Raw genomic sequence first — 16,783 nt, 5'->3', positions numbered from 1 at the left:
ACTCTCGCTCAAACTGGAGGAAAAAACCGGAGGGACGTCAAAAGCACGATAGATCAGAAGAGCGTCGGCACGCGGGGCATATCGCCCAACGATTATGGCCGCTATTCAAAATCTTAGGACGAAGATGCCGAGAGAAACGCTCCAAGCGCGGAGCCGCTAGGAAGCGGCATGGAAATGGAGGCGCTCCCGCAACCACACCAATCCGCCGTCGGCGGCACGGGATCGGTGCGTTTGCAAGAGTTCGCGCATCGGCGGGATTGCGAAGGGCGGGTCGGCAATCGCCAGTTCGAGCTTATCGACGAACAAGCGCGCCAGTCGCTCGTGCACTAGCGCGATGCGGTTGGTGCCCGGGAGAAGCCACGGCACAATCGTGAAGGACGAGGCGACGACCTCGATTCGACGATGATCGCCCAATGCCCGCACCTGTTCCTCGACAAACGCACGCGCATTCGACAATTCGACCGTAACGTGGCCGGCCTGATCATAGGCTTCCTGCGTGATCGGCGCGGCGAAGATCGGGTTGCGTGACCAGCCGAGCAGCACGTGGCGTTCGGTAAAGAGAAGTTCCTGCGGTTGTCCTTGGCTCTGAAACTGTTCGGGCGAGATGACGCAGTCGATCGCACCGCGGTCCATTTCGGCTTCGACCCCCGGGCCGAGCGGCACGATCTGGATGCGGACGTGCGGTGCTACATCGGCGAGCTCGCTGAGCAGCGGCCGCAGGACGATCGCGGTGATATAGTCCGAAGCGGCGATACGGAATACGCGGTGCGAGGTCACCGGGTCGAACAGGGTCGAGCTTGAGATCAGGGCCTGCGCCGCGACGATGAGCTGGGCAACCATCGGTGCCAGGCTTTGCGCGTGCGGAGTCGGCACCATGCGCTTGCCGTTGGCGACCAGCAGGTCGTCGTTGAACGACTCGCGCAGCCGCCGCAACGCCGCGCTCATCGCCGGCTGGGTGAGGCTAAGCCGCTGCGCAGCGCGCGTCACGCTGTTTTCCTCGAGCAAGACGTTGAGGGCGACGAGCAGGTTCAGGTCGAAGCGTTCCAGTCTCATCCATTCACCACGCAACTGATTTTATATCAAATCAAGTGATTTCTATTTATGGTCCGCGTGTGTCAATTCTCTTCTCGCGCCCGCTAGCGGCGTAAACGGGAGAGAATGTGTGGCAGGGTTTCGCCAAGACCAGGGCGCCGGCGCGACCGCGGTTGCCGGATCGATCGCAGCGTGTCGGGCGCTCGCGTGAAGAGCGCGCATATCCTTGTGATCGGCGGTGGGATCGGGGGCCTGACCGCCGCGATAGCTCTGCGCGGCAAGGGCTTCGAGGTCGACGTGATCGAGCGCGATGCGACCTGGTCGGTCTATGGCGTCGGCATTATCCAGCAGTCGAACGTCGTGCGGGCGATGAAGCAGCTCGATCTGCTCGACGACTATGTCGCGGCGGGGTTTGGCTTCGATCACGTATCGGTACGGATCCCGACCGGGGTCGAGGTCGCGCGTATTCCGACGCCGGGGTTGGTCCCGGGCTATCCCCCCAATGTCGGGATCGGGCGTCCCGCGTTGCACAAGGTGCTCGGCGACCGCACGATCGGCGCCGGGGCGACCGTCCGGCTCGGGGTGACCGCGACCAGCCTTGTCGATGATGGCGCAGGCGTCGATGCCACATTCAGCGACGGGACGACCGGGCGCTACGATCTCGTCGTCGGCGCCGACGGGCTCTATTCGCAGACCCGCCAGTCGATCTTTCCAGACGCTCCGGTGCCGGTCTTCACCGGTCAGGCGGTATGGCGCTACAATCTGCCGCGGCACCCTGACGTCGCCGGACTATGGGCATATGAGGGGCCGACCGGCGTGGGTCTCGTGCCGCTGTCGGACGCGCTGATGTACATGTACGTCACCACGCCCGAACCCGACAATCCGTGGCTCGACACCGAAGGGCTCGCCGCGGCGATGCGCGAGCGTCTCGCCAAGATCCCGGCGCCCGACCTGCGCGCGCTGGTCGAGCATATCACCGACGATGCGGCGGTGGTGTACAAGCCGCTCGAGTGGCTGTTCATCGACGGGCCGTGGCACAAGGGCCGTATCGTCCTGATCGGCGATGCCGTCCACGCGACCACGCCGCATCTCGGACAGGGCGCCGGCATGGCGATCGAGGATGCGATCGTGCTGTCGGAGGAGCTGGTCGCGGCCGATGATCCGGTCGCGGCGTTTGAGGCGTTCGAGGACCGCCGTCTCGATCGCTGCCGCTACATCGTCGAGGCGTCGCTCGCGATCTGCCTCGGCCAGATCGGCAAGGGTCCGCTGATGGACAATGCCGCCGCGACGCGCGCGATGTTCGTCGAAGTTTCGCAGCCGATCTGAGCCACACGTAGAATTTCAGGAGAATCCCAATGAGCAGAGTGACCGAAATCCGCTACGTCGGCTACGGCGTCCCCGACCTTGCTGCCGAGCGCGCTTTCTATCGCGACGACTGGAAGCTGGTCGAAGTCGCCGATGCCGACGGAATGGTCCATTTCGCCGCGGCCGGCCATGACGAGCGCTATGTCGTGCGGTTGCGCGAGAATGCGGTCGAGCGGATCGACGTGATCGCGCTCGCCGCCGACAGCGATGGCGATGTCGATGCGCTGCACGACAAGGTCGTCGCGGCCGGTTGTCGCATCATCTTCGCCCCGCGCGCGCTCAGCAGCCTGGGCGGCGGCTATGGCTTCCGCTTCTTCTCGCCCGATGGCCTTCCGTTCGAGATTTCGGCCGGGGTCGAGCGCCGTGAACCGCGCACGCTCGTCCGCTGGGAAGGCATTCCGCAGAAGATCAGCCATATCGTGCTGCATTCGCCCGATCATAAGGCGATGGTGCGGTTCTTCGTCGAGGTGCTCGGGTTCAAGGTGTCCGACTGGCTCGGCGACTTCATGTGCTTCCTGCGCTGCAATACGGTGCATCATCGCCTCGCGATCCTGCCGGGGCCGCCCTGCCTCAACCATGTGGCCTATGACATGCTGACGGTGGACGACATGATGGCGGGCATCCGTCGGCTTAAGGCGGCGGGGACCGACCTGCGCTGGGGGCCCGGCCGCCACACCGCCGGCAACAACACGTTCAGCTATTTCACTACGCCGGGCGGCTTCGCGGTCGAATATACCTCCGAGGTCGAAGAGGTCGATTTCGAGACGCATGTGGACAAGGTGCATGCGCCGGGGCCCGGCACGATGGACCAATGGGGTATCGGCGTCGGCGGCCCGCAGACGATGCCGCATCCCAAGGCCGATGCCGGGCTGTTCCAGCCAGCGGACGCCTGAGCGATGGCGCTCTTCGAATATTTTCCGAACTACATCTGGAACCTTTCGGTCGCGATCGCGATGGAATCGGGCGGGCAGATCGGCGAGATCATCGACATGTGCCAGCCGATCCGCGATGCCGCGGCATCGGGGGCCGACGCGAATACGCCGCAGTTCATGAAGCAATGGGCGGCGATGGGCGAGAAGCTCGTCGCGCTGGCCGAGGAGGACCTCGCCAAGGGGCGGTCCTTGTCCGCGTCGAACAAGCTCGAGCGGGCCGCGCTCTATCTGTTCACCGCCGAGCGGATGCAGGGGCACGGTGCGCCCGATCGGGCCAAGACCTATGCGCGGGCGCGCGAGACCTTCGATCGCTCGACTGCGCTCGGCGGGCTCAATCGCGAACGCGTGGAGGTGCCGTTGGCGCAGGGCACGATGCCGGCCTTGTGGACGCGCGCGCCGGGTGCCGGCCGCAAGCCCGCGGTGGTGTTCTGCAACGGGCTCGACAGCTGCAAGGAGCTGCTGTGGTGGACGCGGCTCCCGCATGAACTCGCGCGCCGCGGCATCTCCACCTTGTCCGTCGACCAGCCCGGATCGGGCGAGGCGCTGCGGCTGCAGCATCTCCCGGTCGATCCGCACAGCGAGAGCTGGGCGAGCGCCGCGGTCGACTGGCTCGAACAGCAGGACGCGGTCGATCCAGCGCGGATCGGCATGACCGGCATTTCGCTCGGCGGCCATTTCGCGCCGCGCGCGGTCGCCTATGAGCCGCGCTTCGCGAGCGGCGCGGTGTGGGGCGCGAACCACAATTGGCGCGAGGTGCAGGACAAGCGCATGGCGCGCGAGGGCGAAAATCCAATCCCGCATTATTGGGCGCACGTGCACTGGGCGTTCGGCGCGAAGGATCAGGACGATTTCCTGGCGCGCTCGGCGGAGATGAACCTCAACGGCCATATCGACCGCATCCGCGTGCCCTTTCTCGTGACGCACGGTGCCAACGACCGGCAGATCAGCCCGAAATATGCCGACGATCTCTACGACCAACTGGTCAATTCGCCGCGCCGCGAAAAGGTGATCTTCACTGCGCGCGAGGGCGGCGTCGAACATGTCGGCGCGGACAACATGGCCTATGGGCGCGACCTCCTTTCCGACTGGTTCGCCGAAACCCTCGGAGGGCATGCCGCATGACCCGTCGGTTCCTCGATCTCTCGATCACGCTCGATCCCGATGTGGTGACCGATCCGCCGTTCATGCGCCCCACGATCGCGTACCAGACGCATGGCCAGACCGTCGCCGAACTGCAGACCTTCTTCCCCGGGGTGACGGCGGAGCAAGTGCCCGGCGGCCTGGGCTTCGCAGCGTCCGAAACGCTGACGCTCACCACGCACAACGGCACGCACCTCGACGCGCCGTGGCATTATCATCCGACGATGGACGGCGGCAAACCTGCGATCACGATCGACGAGGTGCCGCTCGACTGGTGCTTTCGGCCGGGCGTGAAGCTCGATTTCCGCGATGCGCCCGACGGCCATGTCGTGACCGCCGCGGAAATGGCCGCCGAATTCGACCGGATCGGCTATACGCTCCAGCCGCTCGACATCGTTCTGGTCAACACCGCCGCCGGCGCGGCGCTCGGCGGCCCCGATTTCCTCGGGCGCGGGTGCGGGATCGGCTATGAAGCGACGATGTGGCTGACCAGCCGCGGCGTGCGCGTCTCCGGAACCGACGCGTGGAGCTGGGACGCGCCGTTCGCGCACACCGCGCGCAAGGTCGCGGAGACCGGGGACACGTCGCTGATCTGGGAGGGGCACAAGGCGGGTCGCGATATCGGCTATTGCCATATGGAGAAGCTGACCAACCTCGACCAGCTGCCCGACTTCGGCTTCACCGTCTCGTGTTTCCCCGCGAAGATCAAGCGCGGGTCGGCAGGCTGGACCCGCGCGGTCGCGCTGTTCGAGGACGACGCATGAAGCTTGCGAGCTATGAGGACGGCAGCCGCGACGGCAGGCTCGTCGTTATTTCGCGTGATGGACGGCGTCTGCTGCGCGCGAGCGAGATCGCACCGACCCTGCAAGCCGCGCTCGATGCGTGGGACGCGGTCGAGCCGGCGCTGCGGGCCTTGTCCCATCGTCTCGAGGCCGGTCAGGGCGATACGTTCGCCGCGGGTTCGCTCGCCGCGCCGCTCCCGCGGGCGTGGCAGTGGCTCGACGGATCGGCCTTCCCGACGCATGGCGCGCTGATGCAGCAGGCGTTCGGCTTGCCGCCGATCGAAAGCGATCGTCCCTTGATGTATCAGGGCATGTCGCATCGCTTCCTGGCGGCGACCGCCGACGTGCCGTTCGCGTCCGAGGCGGACGGTATCGACTTCGAAGGCGAGTTCGGCGTCATCACGGGCGACGTGCCGATGGGGTGTTCGCCCGACGATGCGCTCGCCCACGTCCGGCTCATCGTGCTGATCAACGACTGGTCGCTCCGCGCGATCGCGCCGGTCGAGATGAAGACGGGGTTCGGCTGGATCAACGCCAAGCCCGCGTGCAGCATGGCGCCGTTCGCCGTCACGCCCGACGCACTCGGCGACGCGTGGCGCGATGGCCGGGTTTGCCTGCCGCTCACGGTCGCGGTGAACGGCGCGTGGTTCGGCAGCCCGGTCGGCGATGCGATGGCCTACGGCTTCCACGACCTGATCGCGCATGCCGCGCGCACGCGTGATCTGCCGGCGGGGACGATCATCGGATCCGGCACGGTGTCCAATGAAGACCATGAGACAGTCGGTTCGACCTGTCTGTCCGAGCGGCGCGCGATCGACCGGATCGCCGCGCGCGACATCACGCCGTTCCTGCGGTTCGGCGACACGGTGCGGATGACCGCGCGGCAGGCGGATAGCGACCTGTTCGGCATAATCGACCAGCGCGTCACGCGGGCCCATCAACGATAGCGTGCGGCGAGCGGGGATCCATTCATCAGATTGATGATCGAGGATCAAAAGGTTCAATTTCCGTTATTGCTCACGCTCTCATAAATTCGTCAATAACGCTGCGGCCCAGAGCATCGGCGATTCCCATGGAGGGGTTGGAATGAAAGCATTTTTCCTGGCATCCGCGAGCGTGTTGTGCGCGGTATCGGCGTCCCCCGGCTGGGCGCAGGCGACTACCTCCCCGGCCGCACCGCCCGTTGCCAACGCACCCGAAGCGACGGCGCAGGCGGAAGGCGCGGTTCAGGATATCGTCGTCACCGCGCAGCGTCGCCCCGAGCGGTTGCAGAACGTTCCGGTCAGCGTGACGGTGCTCGGCGGTGATACGCTGCGCAGCCAGGCGCTCAACGACGCGACGCAGATCACCATCGCGACTCCGAGCTTGCAGCTCGGCAAGGAAAACAGCTTCGCGATCCGCGGCATCGGGACGCTCGCCTTCTCGACGACGATCGATCCGAGCGTTGCGACTGCGATCGATGAGGTGAACATCGGCCGCCCGCTTGCCGGGGGTAATAGCTTCCTCGACGTGGCGCAGGTCGAAGTGCTCAACGGACCGCAAGGTCTGCTGTTCGGCAAGAATGCGTCCGCGGGTCTCATCAACATCACGACGCGCGCGCCCGAACTCAACCATGTCGGCGCCGATTTCGACGTCGAGCTCGATTCCCGGCCGCGCTCGGGGCAGGGGGCGATCGTCCGCACGACACTTAACCTGCCGGTGTCGGAGAATTCCGCGCTCCGCGTGAGCGGGTTGTACAATTATCAGGATTCGCTGACGCGCCACGTCGACGTCGCCACCGGCCGCTACGAGGACGATGTGCGGCAATATGGCGTGCGCGCCAAATATCTGCTCAAGCCGACCAACAACCTCTCGATCTATCTCATCGGCGATTATAACGAGCAGCATGGCGTTTCGGGTTTCTCCGACGCGAGCTATGCCACGCTGGCGCCAGGCAGTACCGATGCGCCCGCGCTCGCGGCGGACGGCATCAAGCCGGGCCGCAACAATTTCGACGTCGGCTCGGATGCCGCGGGATATCGCGATCTGCGGAACGGCGGCGCGCAGGGCAAGGTCAGCTTTACCACCGACGGCGGGGTCGAGATCTCGAACATCGCAGCGTGGCGCTTCTACAATTTTGCGCTCCAGGCCGACGGTGATTCGACCGGTGCCGATGGTCTCAACCAGAACACCAGCACCTCGAAGTACAATCAATATTCGAACGAGCTTCGCGTGGCGTTGCCGAGCGGGTCGCGGCTCAGCGGCCAGGCGGGTCTGTTCTTCTTCCGCTCGACCGTCGATGGCACCGCCGCCCGCGGGGGCTCGAACTTCCTGCCTGGCTTCTTGTTGCCGCAATTCCCGTTCTGCGTCGGCGCTACGGTGCGGCCGGGCGGGCCGCCGAATTGCTCGGTGAACAACGCCTATTTCCTGGGCACCGACAAGCAATATTCGCTCGGGACGACGAGCTACGCCGGCTTCGGGCAGCTGACCTACGAAGTGACCAACGGCTTGCGGCTGATCGCCGGCGGCCGCGTGACGCACGACAAGGTGACGATCGACCTGCTGCAGAACCAGCGGTCCTATTTCTTCGCGTTCGGTGCATCCGGCCGCTTCGCGCAGGAGTATAGCAACACCAATTTCAGCTGGCGCGGCGGGGTGCAGTACAATCCTACCCAGCAGATCATGCTGTATGCGACCTATGCGCGAGGCTACAAGGGCCCCGGGTTCAACGACACGCCGCCAACTGTGACGTCGGACCTGACGATCCGGCCCGAAACATCGGGCAGCTTCGAGGCGGGTGTGAAGTCGACGCTGTTCGACCGCAAGCTCACGCTTAACATCAGCGCGTTCCGCAACAAGTTGCGTAACTATCAGGCGCAGGCGTTCGATACGGTGCTGCGCACCTTCTTGACGAAGAATGCGGCGAGCGTGACTAATCAAGGCGTCGAAGTGACCGCTGTCGCGCGTCCTGTCCCGGCGCTCACGCTCAACGGGTCGGCGACCTTCCTCGATTCGCAGTTCGACTCCTTCGCCGGGGCGCAATGCTATCCCGGTCAGGCGAATTGCGGCGCGGACGGGACGTTCAACGCTGGCGGGCTGACGACCCCCAGTTCGCCGAAATTTTCGGCGACCGCCGGCGCGACGTTGCAGCGGCCGATCGCTAACGGGCTTTCGGCGTTCATCGAGGGCAATTACTATCACCGCTCGTCGATCAACTTCACCGTGAGCGGCGCCCCCGGCGCGGGCACTGCGGCGATCGATCTGCTCGGCGGCAGCATCGGCGTTCGCGGGGATCACTGGAACGCGGCGATCTTCTGCAAGAACTGCACGAACGTCGTTTACCCGAACTACAAGGATCTCGAGGCCGGCGATGCCACCGTCGGAATTGCCTCCTACATCCAGCAGTTCGGCTATAATTCGGTCCGCACGATCGGCGCGCGCTTCGGCTTCAACTTCTGAATGCTCGGGTCGTCCACGCCTTCGGACCCGCGATGTGAGGTCGCATCATGCGCCGCTTGAGAATGGGCATGGTCGGCGGCGGGCCGGGGGCGTTCATCGGCCCCGTCCACCGCATCGCCGCCGAGCTCGACCGCGAGATCGAGCTTGTCGCGGGGGCGTTCAGCCGTGATGCGGCGCGTTCGCGCGCGGCGGGGGAGGCGTATCGCATCGACTCGTCTCGCGCTTACCCCGACGTCGCGACGATGCTGGCCGGGGAGCGCGCACGCGCCGACGGGATCGACTTCGTCACCATCTGTTCGCCCAATCATCACCATCTTCCGGCCGCGCGCGCCGCGCTCGAAGCCGGTATCGCGGTGATCTGCGACAAGCCCGCGACGGCGACCTTCGCGGAAGCGCGCGAGCTCGCGGGCGTTGTCGCGGCGTGCAATCGGCCGTTCGGGCTGACCTATACCTATTCGGGGTACCCGCTGGTCCGCGAGGCACGCGCGCGCGTGGCGGCTGGCGCGCTCGGCACGATCCGCAAGGTGGTCGTCGAATATCCGCAAGGATGGCTCGCGGGTGAAGCGACTGGCAAGCAGGCCGAGTGGCGTGTCGATCCGGCGCGTGCGGGCGAGGGCGGGGCGATCGCCGATATCGGGGTTCATGCCTTCCACCTCGCGGAATTCGTCACCGGCTTGCGCGTCGTGCGGCTGCTGGCGGATCTGGCGAGCGTGGTGCCGGGGCGTTTGCTCGACGACGATTGTCAAATCCTGCTCGGGTTCGACAATGGCGCGCGCGGGCTTCTGCTCGCCTCGCAGGTCATGCTGGGCGAACGCAACGGGCTTCGGCTGCGCGTCTATGGCGATCGCGGCGCGCTCGATTGGGCGCAGGAGCGGCCCAACACCCTGACGCTGCATCACGCTGATGGCCGGACCGAGCTCGTCCAGGCGGGCGACGCGACGCTCGGGCCAGACGCACGCTCCGCGACGCGCACGCCGGGTGGTCATCCCGAGGGATATCTCGAGGCCTTCGCCAACCTGTATCGCGATTTCGCGCGCGAGTTGCGGGGCGAGCGCGGTAGCTTGCTGCCGGGCATAGCCGACGGCATGCGCGGCATGGCGCTGATCCATCTGGCCGTCACCTCCAGCCGTGCAAACGCCGGTTGGATCGAATTCGAGGTCTGACACACATGCGCACGATCAAGGGCCCGGGCATCTTCCTGGCGCAGTTCGCCGGCGACGCCGCGCCGTTTAATTCGCTCGCCGCGATGGCCGATTGGGCGGCGGGGCTCGGTTATAAGGGCGTGCAAATTCCGACCTGGGACGCGCGCCTGTTCGATCTCGCACGCGCCGCCGACAGCAAGGCGTATTGCGACGATATCGCCGGGATGCTCGCCGAAAAGGGACTGGCGGTCACCGAGCTTTCGACGCACCTCCAGGGCCAGTTGGTCGCGGTCCATCCCGCCTATGACGCGCAGTTCGACGCCTTTGCCGCCCCCGAGGTTCGCGGCAATCCTGCGGCGCGTCAGGCGTGGGCGGTCGATCAGCTCAGGTTCGCCGCGCGCGCCAGCCGCCACCTCGGACTGGCCGCGCATGCGACTTTTTCGGGCGCGCTCGCCTGGCCGTATCTGTACCCGTGGCCGCAGCGCCCGACCGGACTGGTCGAGGATGCGTTCGCCGAACTGGCGCGACGCTGGCGGCCGATCCTGGACACATTCGAAGAAAATGGCGTCGATCTCGCCTATGAAATCCATCCGGGCGAGGATCTGCACGACGGCGTGACGTTCGAGCGCTTCATCGATGCGGTGGATGGCCACGCTCGCGCGACGATGCTGTACGATCCGAGCCATTTGGTCCTGCAACAGCTCGACTATCTCGCCTTTCTCGACATCTATCACGCGCGAATCCGCTGCTTCCACGTCAAGGACGCTGAATACCGGCCGAACGGGCGCTCGGGGGTGTATGGCGGGTATCAGTCGTGGGTCGATCGCCCGGGGCGCTTTCGCTCGCTTGGCGACGGGCAGGTCGATTTCGCGCAGATCTTCTCGAAGATGGCGCAATATGACTTCGCCGGGTGGGCCGTGCTCGAATGGGAATGCGCGCTGAAGCATCCCGAACAGGGCGCCGCCGAGGGAGCGCCGTTCATCGATCGGCACATCATCCGCGTGACCGATCACGCATTCGACGATTTCGCCGCGGCGAGCAGCGATCGTGCGCTCAATGCACGGCTGATGGGAATCGATATGAAGATTTCGGCATGAGCGCGACCCGCGGCTATGGCACCACCGCCAAAGGCATCACGCTCGTCTACGCGCAGATCCTGCCGGTGATGGCGATCGTCTCGCTATTTCCCGCGATCCCAAAGCTGTTTGCGCAGTTCGGCGGCGTGCCCAATGCCGCGTGGCTCGTTCCGATGATCGTCACGATCCCGGCGCTGATGGTCGCGCTGACCTCGCCCTTTGCCGGGGCTCTGGCCGACCGTATCGGGCGCCGTCGTACTTTCCAGGGCGGCATGCTGCTCTACGTGCTGGCCGGCATGGTGCCGGTTATCGTCACCGACCTTACGCTGATCGTCGCCAGTCGCGCGGTGCTCGGCATCGCCGAGGCGTTCGTCGTCACCGTCTCAAGCGCGCTGATCGGCGATTATTTCGGCGAGCAGCGTCACCGCTGGGTGGCCTGGGTCGGCGTCTCGATTTCGATCGCGGGAACTGTGCTGATCGCGGCGGGCGGTGCGCTGGCCGACATCGGCTGGCGTGGTCCGTTCTTCATCTACGCGGCGGCGATCCCGGGCCTGATCATGGCGATGCTGTTCATCGACGAACCTGCCGTCCTGCGGCACGGAGACGACGCGGCGGCGCCGCGTCTGGGGTATCCCGTGCGGCAGGCGCTGCTGATCGGCGCGGTGACACTCGTCACGTCGGTGCTCTATTATGCCGAACCGCTGCACGTCGCACAGGTCCTGACCGATCGCGGCGCGGGGTCCGCGACGCGGGTCGGGATCATCCAGTCGGCGACGAGCATCGCCTTCATCTTCGGCGCGATCGCTTATCGCCGCCTGCACCGCCTGCCGATCGCACGACATCTCGGCATCGCCGCCGCATTCATCGGTGCGGGCCAGGTCGTGATCGGGCTGGCGCAGGGCTATGGCATGGTCGCGCTCGGTGCCACGATCCAGCAATTCGGCGCGGGCATCATCATCCCTTCGCTGCTCGCCTGGGGCCAGGCGATCCTGCCGCCCGAACAGCGTGGACGCGGCCTTGGCATCTGGGTCACCGCCTTCTTTGCCGGCACCTTCCTCTGCCCGCCGCTCATCACCGCGCTGTCGCAGGTGAGCGGCGGGCTCCAGCCGGCGATGGTCGTGGTGGGCATCATCACCCTGGCGATGTTCGCCGTGACGCTTCTCCCGGCGATGGGCGCTCGCGCGCCGCGTCCAGCACAGGTTTGAGTACATGACGACATCCGACACGACCCATTTCGACTATATCATCGTCGGCGCCGGCTCGTCGGGCTGCGTGCTCGCCGACCGGCTTAGCGCCGACGGCCGCAGCCGCGTCCTGCTGATTGAGGCGGGCGGTCGCAATGACACCGAACTCGTCAACATGCCGCGCGCCTTCATGAAGATGTGGGGCAAGCCTGGCTATTTCTGGCACTTCCCGGTCAAGGCGCAGGACGATCGCCCCGCCAACGAAGTCTGGTCCTACGGGCGCGGGCTCGGCGGATCGAGTTCTACCAACGGCACTTGGTATCTGCGCGGGATGCCCGCGGATTACGATTCGTGGCGCGACCTCGGACTTGCCGAGTGGTCGTGGAGCGAAGTCGAGCGCTGCTATGGCGAGATGGAAAGCTATCGCTACCGCCATGCGGATCGATCACGCGGGCGCGGGGGGCCGCTCCAGATCACCGAACTGCCGTATCGCACGCCTGTGCTCGACGCTTCGCTCAAGGCGGCGGTCGAGATGGGCATCCCGGTGCTGCCCGATATCAACACGCCGGGCACGCAGGGCATCGGCTATACCCAGGCGACGGTCGATCGCCGCGGACGCCGCGCCTCGGCCTATCGCGCGTTCCTCAAGCCAGCGATGCGGCGTGCGAACCTGACGGTGCTGACCGACGCGCTGGTCGAGCGCATCCTGTTCGACGGGCGCCGCGCGACGGGGGTGCGCTATCGCATCGACGATGTCGTGCACGAAGCAACCGCAAACGAGACGATCGTCTCCGCCGGCGTCCTGCAGAGCCCAAAGCTGCTCCAGGTGTCGGGCGTCGGCCCAGCCGACGTCCTGGCCGCGGCGGGCGTTCCGCTGGTCGCCGAGTCGCCTGCGGTCGGGCGCAACATGGTCGATCACGTGATGTTCTCGATCTCGTTCCGGATGAAGAACGATCGCGGCTTCAACCACGAGTTCCACGGCTGGCGGCTGATGCGCCATGTCGCGCAATATTACACCACGCGGACCGGGCTGATGGCCTACACCTCGCCCGAACTGACCGCTTTGGTATCGATGCAAGCGCCGGCCGACTGGCCCGACGTGCAGTTCGGCGTCGGCCCGTTCTCGATGCGCTCGAGCGCCGAGATCAAGGCCGACCCCGGCCGCGGTGCGCTCGAGGACAAGCCGGGACTCACGCTCAACGGCTATTATCTTCGGCCCAAGACGCGCGGCAGCGTAGCGATCACCTCGGGCGACATCGCCGATCCGGTGCATATCGACGCGAACTGGTGGGGTGATCCGGGCGATCGCGTGTTGCTCGTCGAGATGTTGCGCTTGATGCGGCGTTTTGCCGCGCAGCCTGCGCTCAGCCATTTCATCGAGCATGAGGTCGTGCCCGGCGAAGACTGCCAGAGCGACGAGGAGATCGGCGAGGCGCTGAAGCGGCTGGTCAGCCCCGGCGTCCACGCGACCGGCACGTGCCGGATGGGTACGGGCGACGACGCCGTGCTCGACACGCGGCTGCGCGTGCGGGGCGTCGCGGGGCTTCGCGTCGTCGATTGCTCGGCGATGCCGACGCCGCCATCGGGCAACACCAACGGCCCGGCGATGATGCTGGGCTGGCGCGCCGCCGAGCTGATCCTCGCCGATCGCGACGCGGCACCACATCAGAACCACCGAAAGGCGAACGCATAATGCCAGGCACGATCAAACGGGGCGTCAGCCTCTACAGCTTCCAGGAGGAGTTGTTTCTCAAGCAGATGACGGTCGAGGACGCGATCGCCTTCGCTGCCTCGATCGGCGCGACGGGCATCGAGGTGCTGCCCGAGCAGAACATGCCGAGCTTCCCCAATGTCACCGACGCCGAAGTCGCCTGGTGGCAGGAGACTGCCGCCAAGCACAGCTGCGAGCTCAGCTGCTACGACATGTTCCTCGACACCAAGCGGCGCAAGGACCGCATGATGACCGACGACGAGCAGGTCGAGTCGATCCGTCGCGACCTGACGCTGTGCCACCGGCTCGGCATCCGCAACATGCGCATCCTGGTGTTCGTGCGCCCCGACATCCTCGAACGCTGCGTGCCCTACGCCGAGGACCTCGACGTGCATATGGGGGTCGAGGTCCATGCGCCGTGGCACCTCGAACATGCCTGGATCCTGCGCACGATCGATGTCGCCGACAAGCTTGGCACCAAGCATCTCGGCATCCTGCCCGACATGGGCATCTTCATGAAGCACTACCCCCCGGTGTTCCGTGGCCGGTTCGAACGTCAGGGCGCGCGGCCTGAGGTCACGCAGTTCATCGTTGATCAGCACGACCAGAAGATCATGGCGGAATACACGATCTACGAAGTCGCGGTGAAGATGGGCGGCAACAAGGCCGAGATCGCGATGGCCGAGACGCTGCGCCACGCGCCCTACGCCAACCCCAAGCGGCTGGCGGAATATGCGCCCTATTTCCGGCACATCCAGGCCAAGTTCTACGAGATGAATGCCGACGCGACCGATCCGTCGATCGCCTATGACGAGGTCATTCCGGTGCTTCAGAAGGCCGGCTGGTCTGGTTATCTGTCGAGCGAATATGAGGGCAATCGCTGGATCCAGGACGTCATGCCGGTCGACAGCCGCGAGCAGGTCCGCCGCCAGCACGCCATGTTCACGAGATTGATCGCCAACGGCGGGGAGCGCTGACATGTTCGACAAATATCTGATCGTTGACGACAGTCTTCGCGCGACCCCGGATGGTTTCGCCTTCGATGCAAGGCTCGGCTATTATCGCGGTCTCGGGCTTTCGATGGTCGAGGATCTGGCGATCACGATCGACGACACGCCCGTCCCGCGCGAGGCGGTGCGCTTCGACGAAGGCGGCGGCCCGCTGACGCTCGACCAAATGGAGCAGGCGTTCGAGCGCCGCTGGAACTTTGGTGCGGTGGCGACGATTTCGGTCGTCTGGCCCGACGCACTCGGTGCGGGCGAGCATGCCGTGACTCTATCCCAACGGCTGCGCGTGTCATATCTGCCGTTCCCGGCGATCAACACCGATGCGAAGACGCTGAGCCTCGCGGCATGACGACGCGCCGGGCGTTGTTGGCCGGGAGCGCAGTGCTGCCGGTCGTCGCTCGGGCGGGCCTGTCTTGGCCCAAGGGTCTCGAGGGCCAGCGCAAGGCCGATCGCGGGGACGGCACCTTCCTCAACCCGATCCTCGCGGGGGACCATCCCGATCCGACCATCCTCAAGGATGGCGACGATTATTGGATGACGCACTCTTCGTTCGATGCCGCCCCCGGGCTGCTCATCTGGCACTCGCGCGATCTGGTGAACTGGCGCCCGGTCGGTCCCGCGCTGATGAAACCGCTCGGTACGGTCTTCGCGGTCGATCTCGTTAAGCATGCCGGGCGCTATTACATCTACATCCCGTTCATGAAGGCGCCGTGGTCACGAGACCTCAAGAGCTTCGCCAACATCTATGTGATCCATGCGGAGTCGATGCTGGGGCCGTGGAGCGAGCCGATCGACCTCGGCATTGGCGGGTTGATCGATCCCGGCCATGTCGTCGGCGAGGATGGCGTGCGATATCTCTTCCTGTCGGGGATCAATCGGGTCAAGCTCCGCGCTGATGGTCTCGCCACCGCGGGGCCGATCGAGAAAGTCTATGGCGGGTGGCGCTATCCCGACGACTGGATCGTCGAGAGCTATGCGCTCGAGGGGCCTAAACTGGTTCGGCGCGGCGACTATTTCTATCTGGTGAGCGCGGTCGGCGGGACCGGCGGCCCGCCGACCGGACATATGGTGATCGTCGCGCGCTCGCGGTCAGTGAATGGGCCGTGGGAGAACTGCCCGCACAATCCGATCGTCCGCACCGCCGACGCGCGCGAGCGCTGGTGGTCGCGCGGACATGCTACTGCAGTCGAGGGACCCGGCGGGCAATGGTATCTGGTCTATCACGGCTATGAGAACGGCTTTCCCGGGCTTGGCCGGCAGACGCTGCTCGACCCGATCGAATGGACCGACGACGGCTGGTTCCGCGCAACGGGCGGCGATCTCGCGCGCCCCTTGCCGCGCCCGCGCGCACTCGCCGTGCCGCATGGCCTCCCCGGCTCGGACGACTTCCGCACGTTGGCGCTCGGCACGCGCTGGACCTTCTATGGCGCACCCGAAAATGTCGCGCGCGCGCGGCTGGATGCGGGAGCGCTCGTCATCACGGGGAAAGGGAGCGACCCGCGCGATTGCGCGCCACTCACGCAGATCGTCGGCGATCACGCGTATGAGATCGCCGTCGACTGCGAGATCGTCGGGGCGGCGCAGGGTGGGCTGCTGCTCTTCTTCGACGATCGCCTGTTTCTCGGCATGGGAATCGACGGCATGCGGATGACGAGCTGGCGTGGCGGCAAGGCGAGCTATTGGCAGGAGCCCGCGCCGGCCACGCGTCGGCTGCATCTTCGCATCGTCAACGATCGGCACATCGTCACCTTCTCTTACAGTCTTGATGGCGCGACCTGGACGCGCCACGGCGTTCGCAGCGAAGTCTCGGGCTATCAGGCCAATACCGTCGATGATCTCGCGCAGCTGCGGCCGGCGCTTTATTCGGCGGGCGCGGGGGAGGTCCGTTTCCGATCCTTTCGCTATCGTGCCCTCGCATGAGGCGCGACGTGCTGAGATCGTCCCATGCTCGGTTGCTGCTACTGGCGACGTGCC

General features: G+C 65.8%; 14 protein-coding genes. 13 read left to right on the top strand and 1 reads right to left on the bottom strand.

Translation table 11 applies throughout. The features are described 5' to 3' along the window. Nucleotides 1-156: 156 nt before the first annotated feature. Nucleotides 157-1,053, bottom strand: a complete 897-nt coding sequence (locus U1872_RS04170) for a LysR family transcriptional regulator (RefSeq protein WP_332791592.1) — start codon at nucleotides 1,051-1,053, stop codon at nucleotides 157-159. Nucleotides 1,054-1,239: 186 nt separating this feature from the next. Here U1872_RS04170 and U1872_RS04165 point away from each other — a divergent pair, with 186 nt between their 5' ends. The 13 genes from U1872_RS04165 (at nucleotide 1,240) to U1872_RS04105 (ending at nucleotide 16,729) form a co-directional block, all read left to right on the top strand. Further along, the gene (locus tag U1872_RS04165; protein WP_332791591.1) at nucleotides 1,240-2,358 is read left to right on the top strand and encodes an FAD-dependent oxidoreductase; all 1,119 of its coding nucleotides are present in this window, start codon (nucleotides 1,240-1,242) and stop codon (nucleotides 2,356-2,358) included. Between the two features lie 29 nt (nucleotides 2,359-2,387). Beyond that, a complete protein-coding gene (locus U1872_RS04160) occupies nucleotides 2,388-3,290 on the top strand; it encodes a VOC family protein (RefSeq protein WP_332791590.1) in 903 nt (300 codons plus the stop codon). A gap of 3 nt (nucleotides 3,291-3,293) precedes the next feature. After that, the gene (locus U1872_RS04155; RefSeq protein ID WP_332791589.1) at nucleotides 3,294-4,451 is read left to right on the top strand and encodes an alpha/beta hydrolase family protein; all 1,158 of its coding nucleotides are present in this window, start codon (nucleotides 3,294-3,296) and stop codon (nucleotides 4,449-4,451) included. Beyond that, complete coding sequence (locus tag U1872_RS04150; RefSeq protein ID WP_332791588.1) at nucleotides 4,448-5,233, top strand: cyclase family protein; 786 nt, start codon at nucleotides 4,448-4,450, stop codon at nucleotides 5,231-5,233. The genes U1872_RS04155 and U1872_RS04150 overlap by 4 nt, the downstream gene beginning before the upstream one ends. Further along, entirely contained in the window at nucleotides 5,230-6,198 is a 969-nt protein-coding gene (locus tag U1872_RS04145) for a fumarylacetoacetate hydrolase family protein (protein WP_332791587.1), read from the top strand. Before U1872_RS04150 ends, U1872_RS04145 begins: the two co-directional genes overlap by 4 nt. A gap of 139 nt (nucleotides 6,199-6,337) precedes the next feature. Beyond that, the gene (locus tag U1872_RS04140; protein ID WP_332791586.1) at nucleotides 6,338-8,689 is read left to right on the top strand and encodes a TonB-dependent receptor; all 2,352 of its coding nucleotides are present in this window, start codon (nucleotides 6,338-6,340) and stop codon (nucleotides 8,687-8,689) included. Nucleotides 8,690-8,736: 47 nt separating this feature from the next. Then, nucleotides 8,737-9,852: a Gfo/Idh/MocA family protein gene (locus U1872_RS04135; RefSeq protein WP_332791585.1), complete on the top strand. Its 1,116-nt coding sequence runs from the start codon at nucleotides 8,737-8,739 to the stop codon at nucleotides 9,850-9,852. Nucleotides 9,853-9,857: 5 nt separating this feature from the next. Beyond that, the gene (locus tag U1872_RS04130) at nucleotides 9,858-10,928 is read left to right on the top strand and encodes a sugar phosphate isomerase/epimerase family protein (RefSeq protein WP_332791584.1); all 1,071 of its coding nucleotides are present in this window, start codon (nucleotides 9,858-9,860) and stop codon (nucleotides 10,926-10,928) included. Then, nucleotides 10,925-12,112 carry an MFS transporter gene (locus U1872_RS04125; RefSeq protein WP_332791583.1) on the top strand — a complete coding sequence of 396 codons (1,188 nt, stop codon included), beginning with the start codon at nucleotides 10,925-10,927 and terminating at the stop codon, nucleotides 12,110-12,112. Before U1872_RS04130 ends, U1872_RS04125 begins: the two co-directional genes overlap by 4 nt. Nucleotides 12,113-12,116: 4 nt before the next feature. Further along, a complete protein-coding gene (locus tag U1872_RS04120; protein WP_332791582.1) occupies nucleotides 12,117-13,784 on the top strand; it encodes a GMC family oxidoreductase in 1,668 nt (555 codons plus the stop codon). Further along, nucleotides 13,784-14,779, top strand: coding sequence for a sugar phosphate isomerase/epimerase family protein (locus U1872_RS04115; protein ID WP_332791581.1), 996 nt, complete (start codon nucleotides 13,784-13,786; stop codon nucleotides 14,777-14,779). Before U1872_RS04120 ends, U1872_RS04115 begins: the two co-directional genes overlap by 1 nt. A gap of 1 nt (nucleotide 14,780) precedes the next feature. Next, entirely contained in the window at nucleotides 14,781-15,158 is a 378-nt protein-coding gene (locus U1872_RS04110; protein ID WP_332791580.1) for a C-glycoside deglycosidase beta subunit domain-containing protein, read from the top strand. Next, nucleotides 15,155-16,729: a family 43 glycosylhydrolase gene (locus U1872_RS04105; protein WP_332791579.1), complete on the top strand. Its 1,575-nt coding sequence runs from the start codon at nucleotides 15,155-15,157 to the stop codon at nucleotides 16,727-16,729. The genes U1872_RS04110 and U1872_RS04105 overlap by 4 nt, the downstream gene beginning before the upstream one ends. The last annotated feature ends 54 nt before the right edge of the window (nucleotides 16,730-16,783 follow it).

This window comes from Parasphingomonas frigoris, assembly GCF_036663815.1.
Lineage (GTDB): Bacteria > Pseudomonadota > Alphaproteobacteria > Sphingomonadales > Sphingomonadaceae > Sphingomonas.
The sequence above is the reverse complement of the archived record's forward strand: the minus strand, read 5'-3'. Positions and strand labels throughout refer to the sequence as shown.

Coding starts and splice junctions, on each gene's coding strand:
- U1872_RS04170 (WP_332791592.1), bottom strand. CDS start 1,053: ATGAGACTGGAACGCTTCGACCTGAACCTGCTCGTCGCCCTCAACGTC.
- U1872_RS04160 (WP_332791590.1), top strand. CDS start 2,388: ATGAGCAGAGTGACCGAAATCCGCTACGTCGGCTACGGCGTCCCCGAC.
- U1872_RS04155 (WP_332791589.1), top strand. CDS start 3,294: ATGGCGCTCTTCGAATATTTTCCGAACTACATCTGGAACCTTTCGGTC.
- U1872_RS04150 (WP_332791588.1), top strand. CDS start 4,448: ATGACCCGTCGGTTCCTCGATCTCTCGATCACGCTCGATCCCGATGTG.
- U1872_RS04145 (WP_332791587.1), top strand. CDS start 5,230: ATGAAGCTTGCGAGCTATGAGGACGGCAGCCGCGACGGCAGGCTCGTC.
- U1872_RS04140 (WP_332791586.1), top strand. CDS start 6,338: ATGAAAGCATTTTTCCTGGCATCCGCGAGCGTGTTGTGCGCGGTATCG.
- U1872_RS04135 (WP_332791585.1), top strand. CDS start 8,737: ATGCGCCGCTTGAGAATGGGCATGGTCGGCGGCGGGCCGGGGGCGTTC.
- U1872_RS04130 (WP_332791584.1), top strand. CDS start 9,858: ATGCGCACGATCAAGGGCCCGGGCATCTTCCTGGCGCAGTTCGCCGGC.
- U1872_RS04125 (WP_332791583.1), top strand. CDS start 10,925: ATGAGCGCGACCCGCGGCTATGGCACCACCGCCAAAGGCATCACGCTC.
- U1872_RS04120 (WP_332791582.1), top strand. CDS start 12,117: ATGACGACATCCGACACGACCCATTTCGACTATATCATCGTCGGCGCC.
- U1872_RS04115 (WP_332791581.1), top strand. CDS start 13,784: ATGCCAGGCACGATCAAACGGGGCGTCAGCCTCTACAGCTTCCAGGAG.
- U1872_RS04110 (WP_332791580.1), top strand. CDS start 14,781: ATGTTCGACAAATATCTGATCGTTGACGACAGTCTTCGCGCGACCCCG.
- U1872_RS04105 (WP_332791579.1), top strand. CDS start 15,155: ATGACGACGCGCCGGGCGTTGTTGGCCGGGAGCGCAGTGCTGCCGGTC.